Here is a 22,277-nt window from a genome sequence, read left to right as displayed (position 1 = left end):
GGGGTACGGCGTTCAGTCCCGCAGAGGCGAACATACTCGTCGTTGCAGGTGTCGCCGGGCATGCGCTCGAGCCCTTTGCCGAACAGCTATGGGGCCTCATACCCGCACCCCGCACACGGGTGGACGTGCAGGCCGCGAACGACGCACCGCGTGAGCTCGACGTGGCGGTCAGCGCCCTGCACAACGTCGATTACCAGCACAAACAGGCGACCGAGGCCCTGTCCGCCGGTGATCGCCCTGAATCGGAGGCCGGCAGGCAAGAACACGGAAGCCATGCCGAACATCGTTCACATCACAGTGCGCCGTCCGGCAGCGGACACGCGGAGCAAGACCAACAGCAACATGGTCACCACGAGCACCACGGTCATCACGGACACGACATGGATGGCATGCAGCTGGCGGGCGGCGTGCCGATGGCCGACCGGGCGGACGATCGGGATGGGCTCACTCTCGACCAGCTGCACGTACCGCTCGGTCCGCTACTGCCGCTCTGGCCGCCCGGGCTCGTCGTGCGCACGAAACTACAAGGCGATGTCATTCAGCAGGCAGCGGTCGAAGTGCTCGGCATAGGCGATGCCCGGGGAGACGCATTCTGGCTGCGCCCGGGGCGCCCCCTGAAGGCCAGGTGGTTGGACGCGAGCGCTGCCCTGCTCGCGATCGCTGGCTGGGCGGATGCCGCCGCTGTCGCGCGACGTCTGCGGGATCAGGTGCTGACTGGGACGCCGCAAGCCGAGATCGCGGGCCCCATCCGGAGGTGGGGCAGGCAGGTGCGCCGCTCCCGCACGCTGCCGTGGCTACTGACCGGGGTGGGACAGGTGCCAGACAAGCCCTCCACGCCGAGGGCACTCGCGGGAGATGCACTGACCCGTCTCTACCGTTGGGTCGACTCGCTGGCCGACCCCAAGACGTCAGTCGCATCCCCGGATGTGGCTGACGGCACGCCGTGGGCCGTCGATGTCCTCCCCAGCGTGCTGGAGGGCCGCGAGCTGGCCACGGCGCGGCTGATCGTCGCGAGCCTGGACCTCGACACCGACATGCTCACCGTGCGCGAGGCTCATCATGGTTGAGACGACAGCCTGGGGAGTGCTGCTCTTGCCAGTGATTTTGGGGTTGTTCGCCGTGGGCGCAGCGGCGTTCGACGCCACCCTCGCCGCCCGGGCCGCCGGGGTGACCGCACCTCAGTCGGCTGCTCTCGCTCCGCTGCGCTCCGCGGCCGGGCTGCTCGTGCAACAGCGTCGGCGCACGCTGGCCGCCGACACGCTGCTGTGGCGCGCAGCGGGCATGGTGCTGCTGGTGGCCGCGGTGCTCGCCTCGCTGGTCACTCCCCTGGGGCAGTGGGCAGTCGGAGATCTCTCGGCAGGTGTGGTGTGGTTCAACGCGATGGAGATCGTCGCGTGGGCGGCGGTGTGGCTGGCGGGGTGGGGCGCCAACTCAGCGTTCAGTCTGGTGGGTGGGTACCGGTTCGTCGCACAAGGCCTGGCGTACGAACTACCGCACATGTTCGTACTGACCACCGCGGCGCTCGGTGCCGGTTCGCTGCGGGTCGCCGATATCGTCGCAGCCCAGCAAGACCTGTGGTTCGTCGTGTGGATGCCGGTCGCCTTCGCCGTCTACCTGCTCTCGGTGCTGGCGATGGCGTTCTCCGGACCGTTCAACCACGCCGTGAGCGGTGACGTCGCCGGGGGCGTTTTGGCCGAGTTGTCCGGCGTGGACAGGCTCGTGTTTGTCGCGGGACGATGGGTCCTCTTGGTCTCCGGGGCAGCGATGGCCGTGCCGCTGTTCCTCGGTGGCGGCGCCGGGCCCCTTCTTCCGGACTGGCTGTGGACGCTGGTCAAGACAGCACTTGTGCTGGCCGCATTGGTGTGGGCGGGCCGCAGGGTCCCGACGATCCGGATGGAACGGTTCGAAGAGATCTCCTGGATGGTGCTGATTCCGGCGACGCTGTTGCAGGCGCTGTTCGTATCCCTTGTGGTCATCTGAGGAGGTGCTCGATGTGGCGTGAGATCGTGTTCTGGTTGTGCGCGGCCGGATCGGTGATCACCGGCGTCGCGGTGTTTCGCGTCGACTCAATGGCCCGCGCGACGTTCGCGCTGCTGGCGTCATTCCTCTTCGCAGCCGGCACCGTGCTCCTCGCGGACCTGACATATCTCGGAGTGCTGGTCATCCTCATGATGATCATGGAGATGGTCATCATGGTGGTCTTCATGCTGATGTACATGATGAATCCCGCCGGCTTGATGCCGATGACCATGGTGCACAACCAAAAAGGTGCGCTGGCGATCGCTATCGGCACTTTCGCAGTCCTGGCGACCGGGATCTACCTCATCGACTGGCCAACATCGTCCGCGCCGCAGCCGGAGGATCCGACTATGGCCCTGGGTGAGGCGCTGATGGGGCCGAAGATGCTGATGATGATCGTTCTTGGGCTCGCCCTGTTCGCCACGATCGTCGCCACGGTCGTCCTGGCCACACACCGGGGCCGCTACGAACGCTACGGCGACCGGCTGGACCGCGATCGCCCCGACGACCCCGTCCGAGGAGGTGTCGGCAGGTGAGTCTGCAAGAGTATTTGCTCCTCGCGGCCGCACTGTTCAGCGTCGGCCTCTACGGTGCGCTCTCCCAACAGTCCATCGTCATGATCATGATGGGCCTTGAGTTGATGATCAATGCCGTGATCGTAGGTGGCGCGGCATTCTGGTACTTCACCGCGCCCGATCGCCCTGACGGGCAGGTCGTCATTGTCCTGGCCATCACAGCGATGGCGATCGAGATGGCGGCCGGGTTTGCCGTGACAACAGCGGTGTTCCGGGCCAGAGACGTGGACATGACCGACATGGCCGCGGATCTGAAGGGCTAAGACATGACGCTGTGGTTCCTGATCGGAGTTCCGCTGGCGGTCGGCAGCCTGCTGCTGGTGTGTGGCAGGCGCGCGGATTCGCTCGCCGTGCCCGGCGCGATCGCCGCGGCGGCGCTGACGCTGGCGCTGTCGGCCATCGTGACCGCCCAACGCCCGGCGGTCACTGCGTCCTATGTGGAAGGTTTGTCGTTCGGCCTGCGGGTCGACGGCCTTTCCGCGGTCATGGTCATCATCGTCTCCGTCGTGCTACTTGCGGTGCTGATCTTCGCCGTCGGGGAATTCGGCCCGGAGGAGGCGCGGGCGCGGTTCTTTGGGTTCATGTTGCTCTTCGCCGGAGCCATGTTGGTGACGGTCACCGCCACGACGCTGGTCACGCTGCTGATGGCATGGGAGGTGATGGGCGCGGCCTCGTACGCGCTCATCGGTTTCTGGTGGCGGGAGTCCCGGCGGGCCAGTTCGGGCACGGTGGCGTTTTTGACCACCCGCTCCGCCGACCTCGGGCTCTACCTGGCGGCGGGAGCGGCACTCGCCGGGGGCGCGGGCGGGCTCGCCCTCGACGAGCTGGCCGGGTTGCCGGACGGGTGGCGGGACGTCGTGGCCGCGGGTGTGGTGCTGGCGACGCTCGGCAAGTCAGCTCAGCTGCCGTTCAGCTTCTGGCTGTCTCGCGCCATGGACGGCCCCAGCTCCGTGTCCGCCCTCTTGCACTCGGCAACGATGGTCGCCGCCGGCGCCTACCTGTTGCTGCGCCTTGAGCCGCTACTCGGTGCCACCCCGTGGGCGAGTGTGCTGGTGGCGTGGACTGGCGCCCTGACCGCGTTGGCGCTTGGGGCCGTGGCCGTGGTGCAGAGCGATCTCAAGCAACTGCTGGCCGCCTCCACCTGCTCCCAGGTCGGATTCATGGTGCTCGCCGCAGGAGCGGGCGGGGTCGCCGCCGGGAGCGGACAGCTCGTGGCGCACGCGCTGACCAAAAGCCTGCTGTTCCTCGCCGCTGGGGCCTGGCTGACCGCATTGGGCACCAAAAACCTGCCAGCACTTCGCGGCGTCGCCCGTCGGTACCCGGTCGTCGGCGTGACCTTCACCGCCGGAGCCGTGACGCTGGCCGGGATCCCGCCCTTGTCGATCTGGGCGAGCAAGGACCAGGTGCTCGCCGTGGCGCTGCAGGAAGCCACGCCGCTGTATCTGGTCGGGCTCGCCGCCGCGGCGCTCAGCGCCGCCTATGCCGGTCGTGCCGTGGCGATCGTGTGGTCAGCTCCCGATCCTGGCGCGGCGGGGCACGTCGAGCAGCTCGCCACCGGCCGGCTTAATGCGTGGCAGCGCAGCGCGCTGCCACCGCTCGCCGCCGGGGCGGCCGCCCTGGGTGTTCTCGCCGTCCCCGCCGTCTGGGACACCTTCGCCGGCTTCGTCTCCACGACCGGCGACGCAGCCGCGACGTGGTGGGAGCTGGTGGTTTCCGCGGTCGTCGCCCTGGCCACCGCGGGCGCTGTTGCCGCGGTCGTCCGCCGTCGCGGCGACGTCCCGGCACGCGAACCATGGGCTGGATGGCTCGGGCTTGAGGCGGCGGGACGCAGCCTGATCGCGGCGCCGACCCGGGCCGCCGCCGTAGCGCTGGCCCGGTTCGACGACCGGGTCATCGACGGCGGCGTGCGCGCCGCGGTCGCGGTGGGCTCCTCGGTGGCGCGCGCGGTCGACGCCCGCGTCGAGTGGTCCGTCGACGGCGTCGTCCGCGCGGTAGCCCACGGTTTCCGCCGCTTGGGACGGTCGGCCCGGCGCCCCCAGACCGGCCAGCTCCATCACTACTACGCGCAGGCCATCGTGGCCCTCGCCGCGCTCGTTGTCCTGCTGGTGGTGCTCGGATGAACACCGGATCGAACGTGAGGTAGGCGTGCTCAGCATCATCGTGTTCTTGCCCGTGGCCGTCGCCGCCGGGTTGCTGGCCCTCCCACGGCTCGGCGACAACGCGGTCCGTTGGACCTGGATCGCCGCCAGCGCCGTGGAACTCGTCCTCGTGCTCGGGGTGTGGGTCAGCTACGACCCCGCGGCACCGGGCTACGCCTACGAGGTCAACCGCCGGTGGATCCCCAGCGTCAGCTCGGGATATCACCTCGGCGTGGACGGACTGAGCCTGCCGCTGGTGGCGCTCACCGCCGTGCTGTTCTTGGCCTGTGCGATCTACTCACTACGCCAGACTCAGCGCATCCGCTCGTTCGCCGCGCTGTTCCTCTTCCTGGAAACGGTGTGCCTCGGCCTGTTCGTCTCCCTGGACCTGATCCTGTTCTTCGTTTTCTTCGATCTGTCCATCGTGGGTATGTACTTCGTCATCGCCGGGTGGGGACACAACGGGGCGGCCCGGGCGGCACTGAAGTTCTTCCTCTACACGTTCGTCGGCTCGCTCGCGCTGCTGCTCGGGTTCATCGGGCTCTACCTCTCCGCCGAGCCCCACACCTTCGACATCGCCCAGCTTGCTGAACAGAACCCCTTGGCAGGACAGGGCGTCGCCGGAACGCTGGTGCTGCTCGCGCTCGTCGTCGGCCTGGCGATCAAGACGCCAACCGTGCCGTTCCACACGTGGCTGCCACCAGCCCATACCGAAGCCCCGGCAGCGGGGTCCGCGATCCTCGCCGGTGTCCTGCTGAAGCTGGGCACCTACGGCTTCGTGCGCATCGCGATGCCGCTCTTGCCCGACACGTGGCGACGCTACGCCTGGGTGATCGTGATCGTGGGTGTGCTCAGTGTGCTCTACGGTGCGCTGGTAGCGCTGGCGCAACGCGATTTCAAGCGGATGATCGCCTACACCTCCGTGAACCACATGGGCTACATCATCCTCGCCATCGGCGCGGCCGGGCTCATCGCCACGTCAAACGCGCAGGCCCACGACCTCGCCGTCGCCGGAGCCGTCACGCAGATGGTCAGCCACGGCCTGATCACCGGTGCGCTGTTCCTGCTCGCCGGTGTCCTCTACGAACGGGGACACACCTACGACATGGGCTCGTATGGCGGGCTCGCCGCCAGCGCACCCCGGTTCGCCGGGCTCACCGCGATCGCAGCCTTCGCCTCCCTGGGGCTGCCTGGGTTCTCCGGCTTCATCGCCGAGTTCCAGATCTTCACCGGCTCGCTCGGGGCGACGCCCGTCGCCACGGCCTTGGCCTTCCTCGGCATTCTCATCAGCGCGGCCCTCTTCCTCCGCGCCTATCAGCGCATCTTCCTCGGCCCGCCACGAGCCGCAGGCGGCACCACCGATCTCACCGCCCCCGAAACCATTTCGATCGCGCCGCTGATGGTGCTGGCCGTCGTACTCGGCCTGTTCCCGCGATTCCTACTCGACGTCATCGAACCCGCGGCCCGCACCCTCGGCGACCTGGTGAGCCGCTGACATGGAAGGAATGATGACCCAGGAGCTCGGCCTGCTCCTGCCCGAGATCTTCGTCGCTGCCAGCGCCGTGCTCGGGCTGCTCATCGGCTCCTACCTGCCCCGCCGACGCCAGTGGCTGATCCATGTTCTCGCCGCACTCGCCTGCCTCGCCGGGCTCGCGTCCACTGTGCTCGACTGGCTGGAGCCGAGCACGGCTGTGTTCGAAGGCAGCTATTCCGTCGACATCGCCACCAACGCCACCCGGGCCGTCGTGCTCGTGTCCGTGCTGTTCGTGCTCGGCCTGACTGCGGACGTCCGCAGCCACAAGCGCGAAACCGAGTTCGTCGTCCTGCTCCTGCTCAGCGCGCTCGGCACCGTCATCCTCGCCGGTACCAACGACCTTCTCTTGCTCGGTGCCGCCTATCTCCTGGCCAGTGTTCCGCTCTACGCGCTGGCCGCGTTCGCCAAGGACTCCCCCGGCACCGAGGCCGGCCTGAAGTTCTACCTGCTCGGCGCACTGCTCGGCGTCACCATGCTGTTCGGCATCATGCTGCTGACCGGCCTCAGCGGCGGAACCGACTACCCCACGCTCGCCGATGGAATACCGGACGCGCCGACGGCCGCCGCAGCCGTCGGCGTCATCGCCGTCATCGCCAGCCTGCTGTTCAAGGCGGGCGCCGTGCCTGCCCAGTTCTGGGTCCCGGACGTCACGCAGGGCGCGCGGCCACCGGTCGGTGCTATCGTCACCACCATCCCCAAGATCGGCGCTGCCGTGGCGCTCTACCGGCTCGTCGCCGCTCCACTAGGCTTGGCCTCACTCGACTGGCCACTTCTGTTCGCTGTCCTCGCTGCGGCCACAATGACTCTGGGCAACCTCGCGGCGTTCTTCCAGAGCGACGTACGCCGCCTGCTCGCCTACTCCACTATCAGCCAGATCGGCTATCTCCTGATGGCCGTCGCCGCCGCCGGACGCAGCACACTCGCGCTCCCCAGCCTGCTGCTCTACCTCGCCGCCTACGCCGTGACCAACCTCGGCGCGTTCGCGGTAGTCTGCGCGCTGCCCGGCGCGCGCACGCTCACCGACTACACCGGCCTGCGGCGCCACCAACCCTGGCTGGCGCTAGGCCTCACCATCTGCCTGCTCGGTCTCGTCGGGACGCCACCAACCGGCGTGTTCGCCGGCAAGCTCACCGTCTTCACCGCCGCCTTCGACGCCGGTTTCGTCTGGCTGGTCGTCCTCGCCGCCGTCAACACCGCCGCCAGCGTGTTCTATTACCTCCGATGGATCGCGCCCGCCATGCGCTCCAACCCCACAACCATCGAACACGCCGAACCCCGGGCGGCGACCACGGCCTACCTCGCCGCACCGGCCTCCATCGCCGTCGGCATCCTCGCCGGCCCGATCCTCGCAGTCTTCCAAGGCAACATCCTCATCAGCTAAGCATTCCGCCGAAACAGGGCCGCGCCAATCCCTTGATACCCTACCCCCGTAGTGTTAAGTTGCCATTGACCACCGTCGAAGGGAAATCAATGAGCACGAGCACCTACACCGTCAAAGGCATGACCTGCTCTGGATGCATGAACAAGGTGACCACCGCAGTCACCGGCGTAGCCGGCGTCAACGACGTCGATGTCGACATCGCCACCGGTGAAGTCACCGTGATCAGCGACAACCCAATTGACGGCAAGCTCGTCCGGGCGGCGATCGCAGACGCCGGCTACGAAGTCGCCCAGTAAGCCATGAGCACCGAACCAAGTTCCGACCGCATCGTGGTCAAGGCGGTGGACAACGGCCCCTATCAGATCAAGGGCCCTATCCGTCTCGTCGATCACGAGAACAACAGCTATGAGCTGGGTCCAGGGCGCACGACCCTGCTGTGCCGTTGCGGGATGTCGGCGAAGAAGCCGTTCTGCGACGGGTCACACGCCCGCAACGGGTTCAACGCCACCGAAAGGTCTACCTAAGCAGCAGCGGTGGCGCTGGCAACCTCCCAGCGCCACCGCTTCGCCACACTTAGCTCTGCATCGCCCCAACATTGCCGAAAACTACTAACCTATATAGTTCACTTTGTCCGGGGAGGCAGATGACGAAGGAGTTGCAGCTCGGTGACACAGCGCAACAGGATGCGCCTTGGCGTGATGACTGTGATCGCCGCCGCCACACTGACCGCGTGCGGTCAAACCGCCGAGCAGACGGCGAACAACGTGCCCGACGCGCCGCCCAGCCTCGGGCACGTGCACGGACTCGGCATCGACCCCGCCGACGGCACTCTCTACGCCGCGAGCCACTACGGGGTGTTCCGGCTTCCCGATCAGGGCGAACCCGAATTGATAGCGGACCGACAGCACGACACGATGGGATTCACCGTCGTAGGCCCACGGCATTTCCTCGGCAGCGGCCACCCCGCCCCGGACGAGGACCTCCCGCCGCACCTTGGCCTCATCGAAAGCACCGACGCGGGGCAGACGTGGGCGCCCCTCTCGCTATCCGGCCAAGCCGACTTCCACGCCCTCGAAGCCAAACACAACCAGGTGTACGGCTACGACAGCCAGAGCCAGCAGCTCATGGTCACCAGCGACCGACAGAACTGGGACCGGCGCGCACGCATCGCACTCGCCGACTTCACTGTCCACCCCACCAACGCGAACACCGTGCTAGCAACCACCGAGGAGGGCCCGGCGCGTAGCACCGACGGCGGTCGCGCCTTCACCACCTTGAACGGAGCGCCACTGCTGCTACTCGTCGACTGGCCATCCAGGAACACCCTGATCGGTATCGATCCGGACGGCAAAGTGCACACCAGCAAAGACGGCGGCGCCTCCTGGTCCACGGCAGGCCAGGTGTCCGGCGCACCGCAAGCCCTCGCAACGAACGGCAGCTCCGAGGTCTACGTCGCCACCGAAGCCGGAATCTACGCATCCCGCGACGGCGGACGTACGTTCACCCTGCGTCAAGAGCTAGGCTGAAGGCTCGTACGCAGGCCTGTGTCGGTGTCAACGATCAGCCAGTAACGCCTCATCCGCCCGGCGACCTGCCGGTGCGCCCACCGGCCTCCCGTCGCGTTCTCTGGCGGTGGTCAAGCTCAGACAGCTCGTCTCCGATTGGGCGGATACTTCCGACGCCACCCTCATCCCAGATACAGCGTGTACTTGCTCTGAGAATGGCGGCGTCGGATCAGTCTGTTCGGTCACCATTCCTTGCCACATCGTCAACTCCCGTTCGGACGGTCGGCCCGCACGAAGCCGATGCCGGGCAGGCAGCGGCCGACGCGCAAGGCGTAGTTCGTGTAGGCGGAGCCGTGGATTTGACGCAGATAGGGCTCCTCGACGATCCGCACCTGCAGTTCGATTGCCACCAGGAGAGCGGCAAGGCCAAGGATCGCGAGGACGCTCGGGGCCATGAGCGCGAGTCCGAGATACGCGAGCGCCATGGGGCTGAAGATGGGATTTGCGCATCGTCGCGAACAAGCCATTGGTCACCAAGTCGGTCGTCGTCTCCTGTGGATCGACTCCGATGCGCCAGCAGTGCCGAGTGGTTTTAGCCCCATCAAGTCGTTCTTTGGTCTGGACGGAGGTGGTCTGTGAAGCGGCGCGCGCTCGTCGCGGTCGCAGACACCGCCCTCGGAGTCGGAGCTGAGGCCGCGATGGTCGTCGAGGTGACGATGGTCACCGTTGGGCACTGGGTCGATCGAGCCGTGTCACAGCTCGGCCACAGCTCGCAACGAACGGTGACACAGCAGGAGGTTCCTCCGAAGAGCCTGGTAGACGACCAAGGAGCGCCATGACGCAGCCCTACCTACCCGATTCCAGCCAGCAGTACGGCCACCAGCAACCGCCGAGCGGGCCTCAGCCGCTCGTCCCCTACCAGCAGCCCGACCCGCAGTACCAGGCATATCCGCCGCCCGTGCCCTACCCGGCGCCGTATCCCTACCCGTACCGGGCCCCCGACAACGGCACGGGCACTGCAGCGCTCACGCTCGGGCTCCTGTCGCTGCTGCTGTGGCCGCTCGGCATCATCTCGCTCATCCTCGGCATCCTGGGAGTAAGCAAGGTGCGGCAAGGCCTGGCGACCAACGAGGGCAGCGCCGTTACCGGCATCGTGCTCGGCATCCTCGGCTGCCCGTTCGGCATCCTCGTGCTCGCCCTGGCGTAGGCCTAGCGCGTGGGGGTGGCGACGCGCGAAAGAAGTGCGCGTGCGTCGTCACCCTCGGCGGCTGCCTCCCAGAGCCGGTCGGTGATGCCGCGGTAGAGCGCCACGTCCTCGGGGTCGGTGGCGACGACATCGGTGTGGTTGACCTCGACCGTGATCGTGTCGTCGAGGATCGTGTAGCCGTGCATCGTGATGGTGGGCAGCACGGTGTCGAGCGGCAGCACGCCGAGTCGCACGTGCGCCAGGCCCGCGAGGTTGCCCAGCCGGTCCAGTTGCGCCCGCATCGCCGCCAGCGGGCAGATCGGGTAGCGCAGGGCTGCCTCGGCGACGAGGATCTCGACGCGCTTGTCCGGGTCGTAGAGCACGTCCTGCCGCCGAATCCGCTCGCGTACCGCGTCGTCGGTGTCGCGAGGCGTCTGGTGCATCTCGGCCGCGAGCTCGAACACGGCGCGGGCGTACTCAGCCGTCTGGACCAGGCCAGGCACGAGGAAGAACTCGACCATCACGACCGAGCGTGCGTCGTGCACTGCCTTGGCGGTGCTGCGCTGAAGGTCGGCGTGGCCGTGCCGCAGCTGCCGTTTCCAGCGGTCGCGTTCGAGCCGGATCTCGCGGACCTCGTCGCGCAGCTCGGTGAGTACGGCGTCGCTGCCGCTGACTGCCGCAACCCACCCCGCCACGTCGGCGTCGCTGGGCAGGGTGCGGCCGTTCTCGATCCGACTGACCTTCGAAGGCAGCCAGCCGATGTGCGCCGCGAAGTCCTTGCCGGTGCGGAAGCCCGCCCGCTCGCGCAGGCCGCGCAGCGTGTCGGCCAACGTGAGCTGCCGTTTCTCGATGCTCACCTGTTCCCTGCGATGTAGTCGGCGTGGGTCGTCGCCAGCGGCCACACCAGGTCACGCCACCCCTGGTGCTGCCGCACGACCTCGGGGTCGTCGTCGAGGTCGATGCCGATCAGTTCGGTCTGCTCATCGAAGCAGAACACCGCGACCCGGTCGTCGTCGAGGATGTAGAAGTCGTAGCCGGGCATCCCCAAGCGCGTGGCTTGATGCTGGTCTATCCAGCGGATGTCCTCGCCCGCCTCGATGTTGGCGTGGGTGATCGAGAGCATCCACCGCAGGTACTCGGTGAGCGGGTCGGTGAGCATCCGCACGCGCTCGAACAGGATGCCAGCGGCGCGCAGGCGACGGATGTAGGCGTGCCAGACGCGGTCCTCATCGGTCTCCTCGATCGGCTGGCCGGCGCGCCACGCGTCGAGCTCGCCCTCGTCGACGGCGTAGTGGCCCTGGCACTCCCACCGCCACGACGAGCGGCGCACTGTATCGAGCAGTGCGCCGAGCTCGCCGGGGCCGAGACGACGTACCGTCACCCGCGGGCCTCCCTGAAGAACTCCACCAGCTCCTTGGGGATCTCAACCGCGGTCTCGTGGTCGGGCAAACCGCGATTACGGAGAATCGCGAGCGCCTCGGGATCGGTGACCCTCGTGCCCTGAACGACGAAGGTGCCGCGATCGGTCTCGTAGGCCTCCGGGCAGCCACCGTTCTTCGACGTACTTCCCAGGTGAGTCAGCTTCACGGGTGCATCCTTCCGTAGCTCGTCGTGGAATCTACAGAATCCATCGAAAGTCGCCCGCGCCGCGAGCGCCCGTCTGCGCCATCCGTAGGCCGGGAATGAACACACAAAGTCACATAGTTGACGCAATCAGGTGAAGTTGCGCAATCATTCTACGAATTCTATTGCCTGCGCGCCGACTGTGGAGGGATATTCGGGGCCGCACGGACGGAAGGAGAGCGGCGCCGTGGCAGCTCGAACATGGCAAACCGTTGGCCAGCAGAAGCACCTGGTCCTCGACACACGCCAGGACGGCCGGGGCGTCTCCTTCGTCGATCCCTCGACGTGTCAGACCTGCATGCGGTTGACGAGCTCGATCCCGAAACACGGGGAGCTGGCGGCATGATCGGGCGCGATCGAGAACTGTTCGCCCGGCTGGCACAGGTAAATGGGCACCTCGGCGACGTGGTGGTCGAGCTGATGACTCACCGGGACGGGGGCGAGTTGCCGGCCGAGGGGCTTCGTCGACTCGCCGAGGTTCTCGGTGGTATCACCGCGGATCTCTACGCGCGCGCCGCCGAACTGGACGGCCGGATGATCGCCACGCAGCGCGTCATCATCGACGCGCGGCCGACAGGTCAGCCTTGATCGTGCCGCTCGTCGAGCTGCCGCAGCAGGTCCTCCACATCCCACCGTGCATGTCCGCCGGGTGTCCGGTACTTCGGCTTGACGACGCCGTCCTTGGCCCATTCGGACAGCGTCTGCCGCGAGACGCCGATCTCCTTGGCGGCCTCGCCAGTGGTTACGAGCTTGCTGGGCACGGACCACTTTTACAGGACGTTCCCGACGGAATCCGCTGGTCAGTGACGTTTCCGACGATCTTGATTAGTTTCGATGGCTTCCGACGTTCACGACGTTTCTGTACGCTTTGCCCCGAATAGGGAGGAGGCCGGCGTGAGCTGGTGCGTGAGCCGTGACGGCGACTTTGCACACCTGAGCCGTGAGCAGTGGGGCGACTTGTACCTCTTCGTCGAGGAGGGCGAACAGCAGGCAGCGTTCGATGTGCTCGACCAGGTCAAGCCCCCGCACTGGCCTGAGGCCGACGTCATGCTCGGTCCTCCCCACCCCACATGAACATGCCGTGGCTGAACGTCTTCGCCCCGCGCCGGATCAAAGTTGAGTGCGAGACGTGCGCGACCCCGATGCCCCACTCCCCCTTCGCGACATTCGGCGACCTGATCCTCGTGGCGACGGCATTTCGGTGGGTGGTCTACATCCGCGATGGCATCTACGTCTGGTGCCCCGAGCACCAGGAACCGAGCAGCCCCGACGACAACAGCACACGACCCTGACCGTCGGCCGCCTTGGTCGCGTCGACCGCCCAGCGACGCCGGCCACCCGCAAGGCAAGCCGCGCATGCCCGCCCGGCGCCTGTGCCCGCCTCCCGGCGCCGGGCGGGCCCTCGACCGACACACCGGAAAGGACTGGGCACCGTGGAGGCTGAGCATCGGGAGATGTCGGACTGGCGTGCCGTGCTCCGGCGGGTGGGGTGAACGAATGTCGGTGGAGGCGCTCGCGGCGGCGATCTGGCAAGCGCTGGATCTGCTGGCCCGGGTCCGTGCCGACGCGGAGCACGCCGCAGGACTCCTCGGCGAAGCGCGCGACGCCTACGCCGCCGTCCTGTATGGCGCGAACGACCCCGATGCGGAGCAGCTACCCGTCTCGGCCTCGCAGGCTGCCGAGGCCGTCACCGCAGTCCACGGCCCACTCCGAACCGTCGACGAGTCGCTGCGGGCCTACCTACACGGGCTGGGCGCCACCGGGCCCGACCCGACGACACCACCACGACGGCCAGATCCGACACCCGCGCCCGCACCGCCCGCGCCGGGGGTGGCAGCGCCGGACGGCTCGCGGTACCCAACCGAGGCCGCATGGTGCGTTGACATGCTGCCCCGCAGGGTCCGAGCCGGGCAAGCCGTCGATCGCACCGTGGGCTACGCCGACGGCAGTCTCGTGCCCTTGACCTCGGGCCAGGACGGCACGTGGACACCCGCGATCCGCCAGCGACTCACCGAGCTGGGGTTCCCCATCCAGACCGTTCGGCGTCTTGGCAACCACGTGGAACTCAAGGCGGCCGCGAAGATGCTGCTCGAAGGGAGGAAGCACAGCGAGGTCACGATCAACAACGAGCCCTGCCGGGCCCGCGGTCGCATGCTGCTCGGTTGTCAAGAGGTGCTGCCAAGGTACCTTCCCGAAGGGCACACGTTGACCGTGCACGGCACCACTCAGCGGGGCGAACCGTTCACGGAAACCTACGAGGGGACAGCATGAGCACCACGTTGAGAGCTCAGCCCGCCTACGACGTCACCACCATCCCCGACGCTGATGAGCTCCTGCGCATCATGGACAACGTCAACCGCGAGCTGGCCCGCCCGCCCGAGGCTGGCGTGGTGTGGGAGCTGTACTCCGGCGAGGACGGCGAGCATGTGCTCGTCGTCGGCATCCGCGGCGACCGAGGCTGCCTCAGCTGGGCCGAGCCCAGCGAACTCCAGCTACCTGTCAACGGCTTGAACGTCGAACCGGTCGAGTACTTCACCTGGGATGGCCACCAGTACGACCAGGACCCCGGCTCCGAGGTGCCGATCGAGACCATGCACGCGGCCGTGCGCGAGTACGTCACAACCAGGCAGCGCCCCACCTGTGTCCAGTGGGTCGCCGCGCCGCCGTGAACGCTGGCAAAGGCCCGAGCGGAGCCCCCGGCGGCGCGTGAACACGGGGCCGGGGCTCCTTGCCCTTCAGGCCGCGCATGCTGCAGACCTGACCGGCTTTTTCCCGGGAGGTCAGCGGCGCTGGTCGGGGATGCCGAGGTCGGCGACCGCCATGGCGTCGGTGGCGTAGGTGGGCAGTGCCAGGTCGAGCCCCACGATCTTCAGTACCCGGTTCAGCGGCGGCGACGGGACGACGGCGAGGTGAGCTTGGCGAGCGTGGGCGCGTTCGGCGAGCTCGGCGAGGTAGTTCACCCCGGCGGAGCCGCAGAAACAGACCGCGCGCATGTCGATGATCAGCGCGTGTGTCCTGCCGGCCGGTTCATCACCGACCACGCGCCGCACCTCCTCCACCGAGGCCATGTCGACCTCGCCGGCCACCGTCACCACGCAACACGAGTCACGGCGGGTCACATCCGCGGACAGCAGGGCCGCTCCCGCCCTGGCGGCTGGGTCCCTGTCCTGTTTGCCGGTCATGGTGACCCCCATCCGACCACGGAACCGGTGCGCCGTGGGGACGCTCGCCCAGTCCGCAGCCCTCGTTGGTCGATGCACGCCCGTCGCCGCGCGAGCGCGCCACCTACAACGTTAGTGGCCCCACTGTACGCCCGCAGCGACCTCGACGAGGCCCAAGTGTTGCCGCCCGATGCTCGATGGAAATGTTGCGCACACGCACGGCGTAGTGGACTGTGACTGTCGCGGCGGAGACGTTTGTCGCTCACTCCGGCGGGCTACAAATCGGGGGATGCGAGCAGTGAGGCAAGGGTGGTATGGCAGGTGAGACGGGGCGGCCGCGAGAGGTACCAGCGGTATGGCACCGCCGGGTCCCGGCGGTCAGCAGCGAAACCACTCTGCTGCGCAACCAACTGGCCCGCTGGGCAAGCGCGCACGGGCTGCCCTCGGGATTGGTCGAGGACGTCAAGCTGGCCGCGTACGAGGCGATGGCCAACGCAGTCGCCCACGCCTACCGGGACGCCGTCCAGGGAACCATGGCGGTCACCGCCCGGGCCGTCGACCACACCATCGAAGTCACGATCTCCGACGCGGGCCGGTGGAGCGACCGGCCAAGCCACCGGCACGGCGGCCGGGGCGTGCCGCTGATGCGCGGCCTGGCCGACGCGGTCACCATCAACTCCACCGACACGGGCACCACGGTGACCCTGTGCTGGACTCGCCGGTCTTTCTTACTCGATCGGTAGAAGTGAGCCGCGCGAGCCGGGTCGGACCGCTCCGAGACACTACCGTTCTGGGTGATCGGTGTCATAGCCGCCGATCCGCCTCGCCCCGGTCTGCTGTCCACCACAGCGGGCCGGGGCTTCTCTGTCCGCAGGCACCGGCGACCGCTGGATTCCAGGGAAGGACGGGCGCCCCTGCTCGTGCGACGCCACCCATCGCGCGGCCGACACGGTCGAACACGTCTGTCGTCTGGCCCGACTAAGCAATCGGCTCGGGACACGCCCCCGACTCGCGTGTCCCGAGCCCACCCAGGAGCCCGGGGCCGCGCGGCCGCGTGTCGTTCCTTTGCCCAGCCGCGCAGCTCGGCCTTCGGTACACCCCACCCGACCCAAAGGATGGCACCCGCCCGCGATGGTCAAGACCCCGTCCTCCGCGAGCTGCCGCACCATGCTGAAGTCTGGGTGCCTGTGAAGGTCACCGCTAGAGCCGTTCGGCCCCACAACAGCATGCGTCCAGTCGTTCACCTCCAGGTGATGTCACCGGTCCACCAAGCCTCCGGTCGCCCATCCCCACGGCGCTCGACCTCACGAGCGGCGCCCCGGATCCGGGAGAGCGCGGCCGGCCTGGCAGACCAGGCGCCCGCGACTCCTGGCTGGACGCACGAGGAATGCCGCTCCGACGTGCTCTCCCGGGAGGTGCTACCGGCTGCGCAACACCGACATCGACGCGCTCCCCTCCCGCAGGACCACAGCCAAGGCACAACAACCACGACTACGGTGGCCTACTTTTCAAAGAGTGCAACCGGCCGACTTCCGAAGATCGTCGACATTCGCGGCGCGAACCATTGCCACGAGGTTCCGTGAGGTAGTCGCGCTGATCCGAAGCTGCTTGCGCAACGTCTCGGCGGAGATAGGGCGGCGGTAGCGTCGCCAGTGTTCAGCGTCCGCCCGACGCGCTCGCTCCACGAGTTCCTTGTCGAGATCGGGTGTCTTGCGGATCCCTCCCCCCAACCGCTTGGCGCGCTGCTGGGCTGAAGGGTACGACGTCTCTTGTTCGACGCGGCCACCCGTCCAGTCCGCCGACGGGGACATCGACGAATGCGCTGGTCCTGGACCGGTGTTAGCGGCGCTCAGAGCTCGCAGAAGGCCGGGGCCTGTCTCAGCCCACCCGATCAGCAGTAGTGGCCCAACCGCGTCGAAAGCCGCCTTTCCCCACTGACCAGCGCACACCGGGTCTGCGACGTTCAGCAACAGGGTCACCACGCTCGCGGCCAGCAGCAAACGTCGTGCTGGCCGCAGCACATCCTCGCTCGCGCCGGACACTGCCAGGTGCCGCGTACCGACGAGCAAGCCCAGCACCGTCAGGTCCACGGCCGGTGCCACCAGCGGTGCAACGAACACAGGTACCTGCAGCTTCAAGGCCAGATTCAGGACGTTCGTGAGGTAGGCCTGCGGGCGCGGTGTCGGTGTTGCCACCGGTCGTTTCCCGCAGGCCCCCTCCCGCACCCGGCGTGCGGCTTTCACCGCACCGGGCGCTCCATGCGTCTTACTCGCTGGTCAGCCGCTGTGAGCGGCTGACGGTCGGGGGGTCCACGGGGTCGGGATGGTGCTGCCGCGGTAGCGGTAGCGGGTCACCGCGACGCTGGATGCGCCGGTGAACACGACCCCGTTGTGAGCGAATCGCCACCCCTTGTCGCAGAAACGACGTCGGAGTTCCGGCATTCCGATCCGATGCTGGCCGCCGTACTTGGCGCGCACCCAGCGCATCAACCGACCCCACGCATGGTTGTCGATCGCGCTGAATACCACCTTGGCTACCGCGTGACGGAAATAGTCCGCCCACCCCACCAAGACCCGGTTGACGCTTCTGAGCACCACATCCAGATCCTGGTATCGGGTTGATCTGTACGTTCGCGCCTTCACCTTGTCCTTGACCGACTGAATCGCTTTCTTGGACGGTCTGGTGTAGACGCAATACCGTCGAGTTCCCCGGTTCCACTGGCGGCGAAGAGTGAACCCGAGAAAATCGAAGCCCTCGTCAATGTGGACCACCCGTGTCTTGTCCGGCGACAGCCGTAACCCCAGCGGAGCCAGCACGGCCGCCACCTCCTCCCGCAACGCCTCGGCATGATGCCGCTCGCCCCAGACCATCAGGACGAAATCATCCGCATAGCGGATGAGTCTGCACACACCGTGACCGGCTGCCTTGCGTTTGGCCCGTTGGTATCTGCTGCCCATCGCCCGCCACTGCCGATCAAAATGATCGTCCAACGCGGACAAGGCGATGTTGGCCAGCAACGGAGACAAGATCCCACCTTGCGGTGTTCCGGTCAGGGTGTCTTCCCGGTTCCCGAGTTCGGTCAGAACCCCGGCTTTCAGGAACGCCTTCACCAGCGAGCAGATCCGCTTGTCCGTGATTCTCGCCCGCAGACGGTCCATCAACGCCCGATGCGATATCTCATCGAAACAGGCTTCGATGTCCGCCTCCAGCACCCAGTGATAGTTCCGAGGCTTCGAGGCGTAGTAATGAATCTCGGCCACCGCGTCTTGCGCGCGCCGGTTCGGACGGAACCCATACGAGCAGGGTTTGAAGTCTGCTTCGAAGATGGGTTCGAGCACCAACTTCAGGCTCGCCTGGACCACCCGGTCGGTGATGGTGGGGATCCCGAGCTTCCGGAATCTCCCCGTGCTCCCCTTGGGGATCATCACCCGCCGCACCGCGACCGGACGGAACACGCCCGACTTGAGCGCGTCCCGGATCTGGGCCAGGAAAGCCCCGGTCCCCACCCAGGTCTCGACCAAGCCAACGCTGACCTTGTCGATGCCAGGGGTCCGTGCGCCCCTGTTGGTCGTGACGCGTTCCCACGCGGACACCAGGAACGCCGGATCAGCAACGAGGTTGAACAGATCGCCAAACCGGCGACTCGATTGCTCGGTCGCCCAGCGATGTAGTTTGGTCTGCATCCTCCGTACCGTGATCGCCGCGGACTCCGCATCCGGCCAGACCACGGCGCCGGTATTCACCGACGCGTCTTCGGACATTGCTTTCCCTCTCTATCTGACGCACTGTCGCCCTTCCCCATGCGCACGGGTTTTCCGCGGCTCGGAGTACTACGGCGACTCCGCCCCACCACCGGCCCTTCGACAGGCATCGCGTCTATCCCCGCCCACTGCGCTGGCTACGCAGCGCGGCGGGGAACGCGACCGGGGTGGTTCCCACGTTCACTGTTGTCCGGTTGACGGGTGAGGCGCCCGGCTATACCCCTGCGGCATCGCCACGGCTACGCCGTAGACCTTCACCGTGGCCTGCAGACCCAGACTTCGGAGGCCCGACCTGGAGTTCCCCAACCCGTTTCCGGGGTGGGTGCGCACCGCCCACCAGCCCGAATCCACCGGGTTAGAGCTGGCTATTCGTGAAGAGGCGTAACGAAACCGGTTCCTCGCGTACACCTTCCCGTCTCGCTCACCGCGCCCGACCCGTCCGGCAGTGCCAGGCCGACGCGACTTTGTCGAGGCTGCTCCCACCCAACCCAGCGACCCCTGGGATCAGGCTGCCTCCAGCTTCACCCCGCCGCTACGACAACGAAGCGATGGACGGTCTTCCACCTCCATCCGCAAACAACAGCGCCTCGTGGCGCACCCAAAGCCGAAGAGGAAGGTCAGCCCGATGACCAGACTCATCGTGACCGTCACGAATCGAGCAACTGTCTGTGAGTTGGAACTCATGACGGCCTCGCTCCCGAGCCCGGAAGCTCGAACCTCGCCTCAAGAGTCAACGTGCCGATGGAACGGCCTTGGTCAGCCCCGTTCCCATCCTTTGGTAGTCCCGCCGGGGGCGCTCCACCCCTGGTCACCGCGTTGACCAGGGGGAATGCGCACCGGCGCCCTACCACGCCGGGACGGGCGCGGCTGAGGAGCGAGAGATCCACCTCACTGATGCGCGCCGGCTCGGCGCGGCACCGCTGTTCCGGACCACCGTCCCGACTCCCGCCGGAGGGACAACCGGCTGCTCGGGTCGCGGAGGAGAGCGTGGCCGCTCCAGAGACCACCGAGGCCAGCGGGCGCGGTCGGGGCCTGCCGGTGGCCGCCATGTCCCCTGGGAAGCGGTGGAACGGCTCGGCTTGATAGGTGCGCGTCCGCACGCCGGACGCCTCGACTCGAGCATCCACAGGCACGGCTGGGGCCGGCCGCGCACGAGGCCAGCGCTCACCGCCGACCTCGACGAGGCCATCACCTCGCGGACAACCTCCTGGCTGTCCACACGGGACGGTCAGCGGTCAGTCCTCGCAGGCCATCCCGTCACCGTCTCTGTCGAGGCGATACACATCGTCGCCCACCACGATCACCGGCCCACGCACGTAGGCGGGACCGTCGCCGCTGCCGCCTTCGCAGTCGACGTCCTGGGCGATGGGGACACAAGCGCCTTCGTAGCTCGGGTGACAGTCGGGCCCTGGCCCCGGTTCGGGAGCCGGTGGAGGTGGGGGCGGCGGTGCGGGCGCTTCCGAGCGCACCGGGTCGGGGGCGGGCTCCTGGTACGTCGGCTCCGGCGGCGCGGCCGGCGGCTCCGGCTCGGGGGCTTCCGTCGTCGGCTCCGGCTCGTCGGTGGTGGTTACCGGCGTGGTGGTCGTCGTGGCGGGGGCCGGCAGGGCGACGTCGGAGGCCGGCTGCCGCCCGTCGTCCTCGCCACCGTTGACGATGCCGACCAGGAGGAAGAGTGCGAAGACCGCGGCGGCGATCCACAGTGGACGGCGCAGGTACCACGGACGGCGCGGCGCCGGGGCCGGTGCGGCAACCGGCTGGAACACGGTCTCCGGCTGCGGCGCGGGGACGATCGGGACGGGCATCGTCACCGGCTCGGCGGGTGGCGGTCGCAAGGCGCCCTGGGCGTCCTTCGGCAGGCGCAGCACGACCTCGATCTTCTTCTCGCCCTGCTGGATCAGGGCCTCGCACCCTGGCCTGCCCCCGGAGGCCCCGACGCGTTCCATGAGCGGCCCGTAACGCTGCGACATCAGGTACGTCAGCTCGCCGATGCGGTGCCCGTCGAGCCGCACCTCCACGGCCCGCCTTCCCCTGTGCTTGCCCGACGTGATCGTGCACCAGCCCAGCTCCACGACCACGCGACGCTCACCGCCGGCCGGGGCGTACCGCGCCAGCTCCGCCTGGTGGTGTTCCTCGCGGGTCACCGTCACGCTCACCTCGCCGGGCAGCAGCGACAGTCCCGAGGAAGAGTTCTCGACCACGATGCGCTCCCCTGTGAGGCGGCCGGTACACCTACGAATCGATCCCCGGAGCTGGGCGTTACCGCAGGACACGGACCCGTCACGGCCAGGACACGTAACGGCACACGGCACCGCGCCAGTGTCTATTTCGGAGGCCCGTGGGCCCTGGGGGGCGAACTCGTTGATCTGGGACGAAGCTCACGGCGGTGTCCTGCCGCGGAAACTGTTCAGTGCCAAGGGTCCGGCACTACCCTCCTAAGGTCACCCTAAGGAGGATGCCGGATGCCACGTGACGACGCGGCCACGCATGCGTTCCTCCGCTGCACGCTCAACACCGCCGACCGGGTGAAGTCGGCCCGTTTCTACCGCGAAGTGCTGGACCTGCGGCAGCGAGGCGAGTTCACCGACACCGACGCGGACGTCTCCGCACTGGGCATCTCGCAGCCCGCGCATCGCACCAGGTCACGCCTCTGGGACCGGCGCTGGTCGCGCCGGACGCCCGCGCTGGAGCTCGCCCAGTGGCACGAGCCGCGTGCGCACACGGTGGTGCCCACACCGGCAACCACGACCGGCCTCAGGGCGGTGGGCTTCCGGGTGGAGTCGGTGGCCACGGTTCGCACGGCCGTGGCCAGGGCGGGCCGCGACGCGCGGATGCTGCCCTCTGGCTGGCCCACCGGCACCGGCCCCACCGCGTGGACGCTCGACCCCGACGGGGTAACGGTGGAGCTGGTCCAGTCGCGCCTGACCGATACCGACGGCCCCGTGCTGTCGCACCTGCGGCTCAACTGCACGGACCTGGCCCGCAGCATCGAGTGGTACGAGCACCTCGGCTTCGACGTGGCCGCGAAGGAGACGTCGACGCTGCTGCCGGGGCTGCCGTTGGGGCTGGTCGGCCAGGTCGAGGTCGCGAGCGCCTCGCTCCAGCTCGGTGAGGACGACCCGTTCCGGCTCGAGCTGCTCCAGTGGGTCGACCCACCCGGCTCCGCCCCCGCGAGCTCCGCGGGAAACGCGCCTGGGCTGGCACACATCGCCTTCGCCGTCGAGGACGCCAGGATGGCACACCGCTACCTGGAGGCCGCCGGCCTCGCGAACGGCGAGCCGCCGAGATGGAACCCGGCGCCCGGCAGCACGCACGAGACCGGCTGGTCGGTGTTCCTCACCGACCCCGACGGCGTGCGCGTGGAGCTGGCGGAGCACACGCCCCGCTGAGGGACCGT

The 22,277-nt window shown here is 68.0% G+C and carries 27 protein-coding genes; 18 read left to right on the top strand and 9 right to left on the bottom strand.

Annotation, left to right across the window (positions count from 1 at the left end; all coding sequences use genetic code 11):
• Window positions 1–119 precede the first annotated feature (119 nt).
• The 10 genes from DI005_RS28490 (at window position 120) to DI005_RS28445 (ending at window position 9,173) form a co-directional block, all read left to right on the top strand.
• Window positions 120–1,067, top strand: coding sequence for a hypothetical protein (locus tag DI005_RS28490; protein WP_233520342.1), 948 nt, complete (start codon window positions 120–122; stop codon window positions 1,065–1,067).
• A 31-nt stretch (window positions 1,068–1,098) separates the two neighbouring features.
• Window positions 1,099–1,980: a complex I subunit 1 family protein gene (locus DI005_RS28485; RefSeq protein ID WP_233520349.1), complete on the top strand. Its 882-nt coding sequence runs from the start codon at window positions 1,099–1,101 to the stop codon at window positions 1,978–1,980.
• A gap of 11 nt (window positions 1,981–1,991) precedes the next feature.
• A complete protein-coding gene (locus DI005_RS28480; RefSeq protein ID WP_113644188.1) occupies window positions 1,992–2,555 on the top strand; it encodes an NADH-quinone oxidoreductase subunit J in 564 nt (187 codons plus the stop codon).
• A complete protein-coding gene (gene nuoK / locus DI005_RS28475) occupies window positions 2,552–2,857 on the top strand; it encodes an NADH-quinone oxidoreductase subunit NuoK (RefSeq protein WP_113644187.1) in 306 nt (101 codons plus the stop codon). Before DI005_RS28480 ends, nuoK begins: the two co-directional genes overlap by 4 nt.
• A gap of 3 nt (window positions 2,858–2,860) precedes the next feature.
• Complete coding sequence (locus DI005_RS28470; RefSeq protein WP_113644186.1) at window positions 2,861–4,714, top strand: proton-conducting transporter membrane subunit; 1,854 nt, start codon at window positions 2,861–2,863, stop codon at window positions 4,712–4,714.
• Between the two features lie 25 nt (window positions 4,715–4,739).
• Window positions 4,740–6,227: a NuoM family protein gene (locus DI005_RS28465; protein WP_113644185.1), complete on the top strand. Its 1,488-nt coding sequence runs from the start codon at window positions 4,740–4,742 to the stop codon at window positions 6,225–6,227.
• 13 nt (window positions 6,228–6,240) lie between these two features.
• Window positions 6,241–7,647 (top strand): NADH-quinone oxidoreductase subunit N, encoded by a 1,407-nt coding sequence (locus DI005_RS28460; RefSeq protein ID WP_113644184.1) that lies wholly within the window; start codon window positions 6,241–6,243, stop codon window positions 7,645–7,647.
• A gap of 89 nt (window positions 7,648–7,736) precedes the next feature.
• Window positions 7,737–7,943, top strand: a complete 207-nt coding sequence (locus tag DI005_RS28455) for a heavy-metal-associated domain-containing protein (RefSeq protein ID WP_110344132.1) — start codon at window positions 7,737–7,739, stop codon at window positions 7,941–7,943.
• Window positions 7,944–7,946: 3 nt separating this feature from the next.
• Window positions 7,947–8,171, top strand: a complete 225-nt coding sequence (locus DI005_RS28450; protein ID WP_110344131.1) for a CDGSH iron-sulfur domain-containing protein — start codon at window positions 7,947–7,949, stop codon at window positions 8,169–8,171.
• Window positions 8,172–8,312: 141 nt separating this feature from the next.
• Window positions 8,313–9,173: a F510_1955 family glycosylhydrolase gene (locus tag DI005_RS28445; protein ID WP_147263916.1), complete on the top strand. Its 861-nt coding sequence runs from the start codon at window positions 8,313–8,315 to the stop codon at window positions 9,171–9,173.
• Between the two features lie 242 nt (window positions 9,174–9,415).
• Here the strand turns inward: DI005_RS28445 and DI005_RS28440 are convergent, their stop codons facing one another.
• A complete protein-coding gene (locus DI005_RS28440) occupies window positions 9,416–9,679 on the bottom strand; it encodes a methyltransferase (protein ID WP_255565775.1) in 264 nt (87 codons plus the stop codon).
• A 308-nt stretch (window positions 9,680–9,987) separates the two neighbouring features.
• On the opposite strand from DI005_RS28440, the gene DI005_RS28430 reads away from it, so the two are divergent.
• A complete protein-coding gene (locus DI005_RS28430; protein ID WP_113644181.1) occupies window positions 9,988–10,359 on the top strand; it encodes a DUF4190 domain-containing protein in 372 nt (123 codons plus the stop codon).
• Window positions 10,360–10,361: 2 nt separating this feature from the next.
• On the opposite strand, the gene DI005_RS28425 is transcribed toward DI005_RS28430, so the two are convergent.
• Genes DI005_RS28425 through DI005_RS28415 form a run of 3 tightly spaced genes read right to left on the bottom strand, consistent with a single transcriptional unit; the run spans window position 10,362 to window position 11,925 of the window.
• Window positions 10,362–11,195, bottom strand: coding sequence for a helix-turn-helix transcriptional regulator (locus DI005_RS28425; RefSeq protein WP_113644180.1), 834 nt, complete (start codon window positions 11,193–11,195; stop codon window positions 10,362–10,364).
• Complete coding sequence (locus DI005_RS28420) at window positions 11,192–11,719, bottom strand: DUF6879 family protein (RefSeq protein ID WP_233520341.1); 528 nt, start codon at window positions 11,717–11,719, stop codon at window positions 11,192–11,194. Before DI005_RS28420 ends, DI005_RS28425 begins: the two co-directional genes overlap by 4 nt.
• Window positions 11,716–11,925, bottom strand: coding sequence for a hypothetical protein (locus tag DI005_RS28415; protein WP_113644179.1), 210 nt, complete (start codon window positions 11,923–11,925; stop codon window positions 11,716–11,718). The genes DI005_RS28420 and DI005_RS28415 overlap by 4 nt, the downstream gene beginning before the upstream one ends.
• Window positions 11,926–12,303: 378 nt before the next feature.
• Between DI005_RS28415 and DI005_RS28410 the strand changes: the two genes are divergently transcribed.
• The gene (locus tag DI005_RS28410) at window positions 12,304–12,549 is read left to right on the top strand and encodes a hypothetical protein (RefSeq protein ID WP_113644178.1); all 246 of its coding nucleotides are present in this window, start codon (window positions 12,304–12,306) and stop codon (window positions 12,547–12,549) included.
• On the opposite strand, the gene DI005_RS28405 is transcribed toward DI005_RS28410, so the two are convergent.
• A complete protein-coding gene (locus DI005_RS28405; RefSeq protein WP_113644177.1) occupies window positions 12,540–12,722 on the bottom strand; it encodes a MerR family transcriptional regulator in 183 nt (60 codons plus the stop codon). The two genes, DI005_RS28410 and DI005_RS28405, sit on opposite strands and share 10 nt — an antisense overlap.
• 133 nt (window positions 12,723–12,855) lie before the next feature.
• Here DI005_RS28405 and DI005_RS28400 point away from each other — a divergent pair, with 133 nt between their 5' ends.
• The 4 genes from DI005_RS28400 (at window position 12,856) to DI005_RS28385 (ending at window position 14,630) form a co-directional block, all read left to right on the top strand.
• Entirely contained in the window at window positions 12,856–13,035 is a 180-nt protein-coding gene (locus DI005_RS28400) for a hypothetical protein (protein ID WP_113644176.1), read from the top strand.
• 68 nt (window positions 13,036–13,103) lie between these two features.
• A complete protein-coding gene (locus tag DI005_RS38340; RefSeq protein WP_158559914.1) occupies window positions 13,104–13,253 on the top strand; it encodes a hypothetical protein in 150 nt (49 codons plus the stop codon).
• A gap of 205 nt (window positions 13,254–13,458) precedes the next feature.
• Window positions 13,459–14,232, top strand: a complete 774-nt coding sequence (locus tag DI005_RS28390; RefSeq protein WP_147263915.1) for a DddA-like double-stranded DNA deaminase toxin — start codon at window positions 13,459–13,461, stop codon at window positions 14,230–14,232.
• Window positions 14,229–14,630, top strand: a complete 402-nt coding sequence (locus DI005_RS28385) for an Imm1 family immunity protein (RefSeq protein WP_113644173.1) — start codon at window positions 14,229–14,231, stop codon at window positions 14,628–14,630. The genes DI005_RS28390 and DI005_RS28385 overlap by 4 nt, the downstream gene beginning before the upstream one ends.
• Before the next feature lie 111 nt (window positions 14,631–14,741).
• Here DI005_RS28385 and DI005_RS28380 read toward each other — a convergent pair whose 3' ends face one another.
• A complete protein-coding gene (locus tag DI005_RS28380; protein WP_158559913.1) occupies window positions 14,742–15,143 on the bottom strand; it encodes an STAS domain-containing protein in 402 nt (133 codons plus the stop codon).
• 293 nt (window positions 15,144–15,436) lie between these two features.
• On the opposite strand from DI005_RS28380, the gene DI005_RS28375 reads away from it, so the two are divergent.
• Window positions 15,437–15,865 (top strand): ATP-binding protein, encoded by a 429-nt coding sequence (locus DI005_RS28375; RefSeq protein ID WP_113644171.1) that lies wholly within the window; start codon window positions 15,437–15,439, stop codon window positions 15,863–15,865.
• A 765-nt stretch (window positions 15,866–16,630) separates the two neighbouring features.
• Here the strand turns inward: DI005_RS28375 and DI005_RS28365 are convergent.
• The 3 genes from DI005_RS28365 to DI005_RS38335 all read right to left on the bottom strand — a co-directional run bounded on the left by DI005_RS28365 (window position 16,631) and on the right by DI005_RS38335 (window position 21,081).
• Complete coding sequence (locus DI005_RS28365; RefSeq protein ID WP_113644170.1) at window positions 16,631–17,317, bottom strand: hypothetical protein; 687 nt, start codon at window positions 17,315–17,317, stop codon at window positions 16,631–16,633.
• A gap of 81 nt (window positions 17,318–17,398) precedes the next feature.
• Window positions 17,399–18,883, bottom strand: coding sequence for a group II intron reverse transcriptase/maturase (gene ltrA, locus DI005_RS28360; RefSeq protein ID WP_113644169.1), 1,485 nt, complete (start codon window positions 18,881–18,883; stop codon window positions 17,399–17,401).
• Window positions 18,884–20,118: 1,235 nt separating this feature from the next.
• On the bottom strand, window positions 20,119–21,081 hold the full coding sequence (locus DI005_RS38335; protein WP_158559912.1) for a hypothetical protein: 963 nt from the start codon (window positions 21,079–21,081) through the stop codon (window positions 20,119–20,121).
• 261 nt (window positions 21,082–21,342) lie between these two features.
• Between DI005_RS38335 and DI005_RS28345 the strand changes: the two genes are divergently transcribed.
• Window positions 21,343–22,269, top strand: coding sequence for a VOC family protein (locus DI005_RS28345; protein ID WP_113644167.1), 927 nt, complete (start codon window positions 21,343–21,345; stop codon window positions 22,267–22,269).
• Window positions 22,270–22,277: the final 8 nt, after the last annotated feature.

This window comes from Prauserella sp. PE36, from assembly GCF_003311655.1.
Taxonomy (GTDB): domain Bacteria; phylum Actinomycetota; class Actinomycetes; order Mycobacteriales; family Pseudonocardiaceae; genus Prauserella_A; species Prauserella_A endophytica.
This window is presented reverse-complemented; position numbering and strand designations above follow the sequence as displayed.

Bases quoted from the DNA above. Each gene is read 5' to 3' on its own strand.
- DI005_RS28410 (WP_113644178.1), top strand. From the start codon at position 12,304: ATGATCGGGCGCGATCGAGAACTGTTCGCCCGGCTGGCACAGGTAAAT.
- ltrA (WP_113644169.1), bottom strand. From the start codon at position 18,883: ATGTCCGAAGACGCGTCGGTGAATACCGGCGCCGTGGTCTGGCCGGAT.
- DI005_RS28450 (WP_110344131.1), top strand. From the start codon at position 7,947: ATGAGCACCGAACCAAGTTCCGACCGCATCGTGGTCAAGGCGGTGGAC.
- DI005_RS28455 (WP_110344132.1), top strand. From the start codon at position 7,737: ATGAGCACGAGCACCTACACCGTCAAAGGCATGACCTGCTCTGGATGC.
- DI005_RS28430 (WP_113644181.1), top strand. From the start codon at position 9,988: ATGACGCAGCCCTACCTACCCGATTCCAGCCAGCAGTACGGCCACCAG.
- DI005_RS28375 (WP_113644171.1), top strand. From the start codon at position 15,437: ATGGCAGGTGAGACGGGGCGGCCGCGAGAGGTACCAGCGGTATGGCAC.
- DI005_RS28480 (WP_113644188.1), top strand. From the start codon at position 1,992: ATGTGGCGTGAGATCGTGTTCTGGTTGTGCGCGGCCGGATCGGTGATC.
- DI005_RS28380 (WP_158559913.1), bottom strand. From the start codon at position 15,143: ATGACCGGCAAACAGGACAGGGACCCAGCCGCCAGGGCGGGAGCGGCC.
- DI005_RS38340 (WP_158559914.1), top strand. From the start codon at position 13,104: ATGCCCCACTCCCCCTTCGCGACATTCGGCGACCTGATCCTCGTGGCG.
- DI005_RS28460 (WP_113644184.1), top strand. From the start codon at position 6,241: ATGACCCAGGAGCTCGGCCTGCTCCTGCCCGAGATCTTCGTCGCTGCC.
- DI005_RS28470 (WP_113644186.1), top strand. From the start codon at position 2,861: ATGACGCTGTGGTTCCTGATCGGAGTTCCGCTGGCGGTCGGCAGCCTG.
- DI005_RS28440 (WP_255565775.1), bottom strand. From the start codon at position 9,679: ATGGCTTGTTCGCGACGATGCGCAAATCCCATCTTCAGCCCCATGGCG.
- DI005_RS28390 (WP_147263915.1), top strand. From the start codon at position 13,459: ATGTCGGTGGAGGCGCTCGCGGCGGCGATCTGGCAAGCGCTGGATCTG.
- DI005_RS28345 (WP_113644167.1), top strand. From the start codon at position 21,343: ATGCCACGTGACGACGCGGCCACGCATGCGTTCCTCCGCTGCACGCTC.
- DI005_RS28385 (WP_113644173.1), top strand. From the start codon at position 14,229: ATGAGCACCACGTTGAGAGCTCAGCCCGCCTACGACGTCACCACCATC.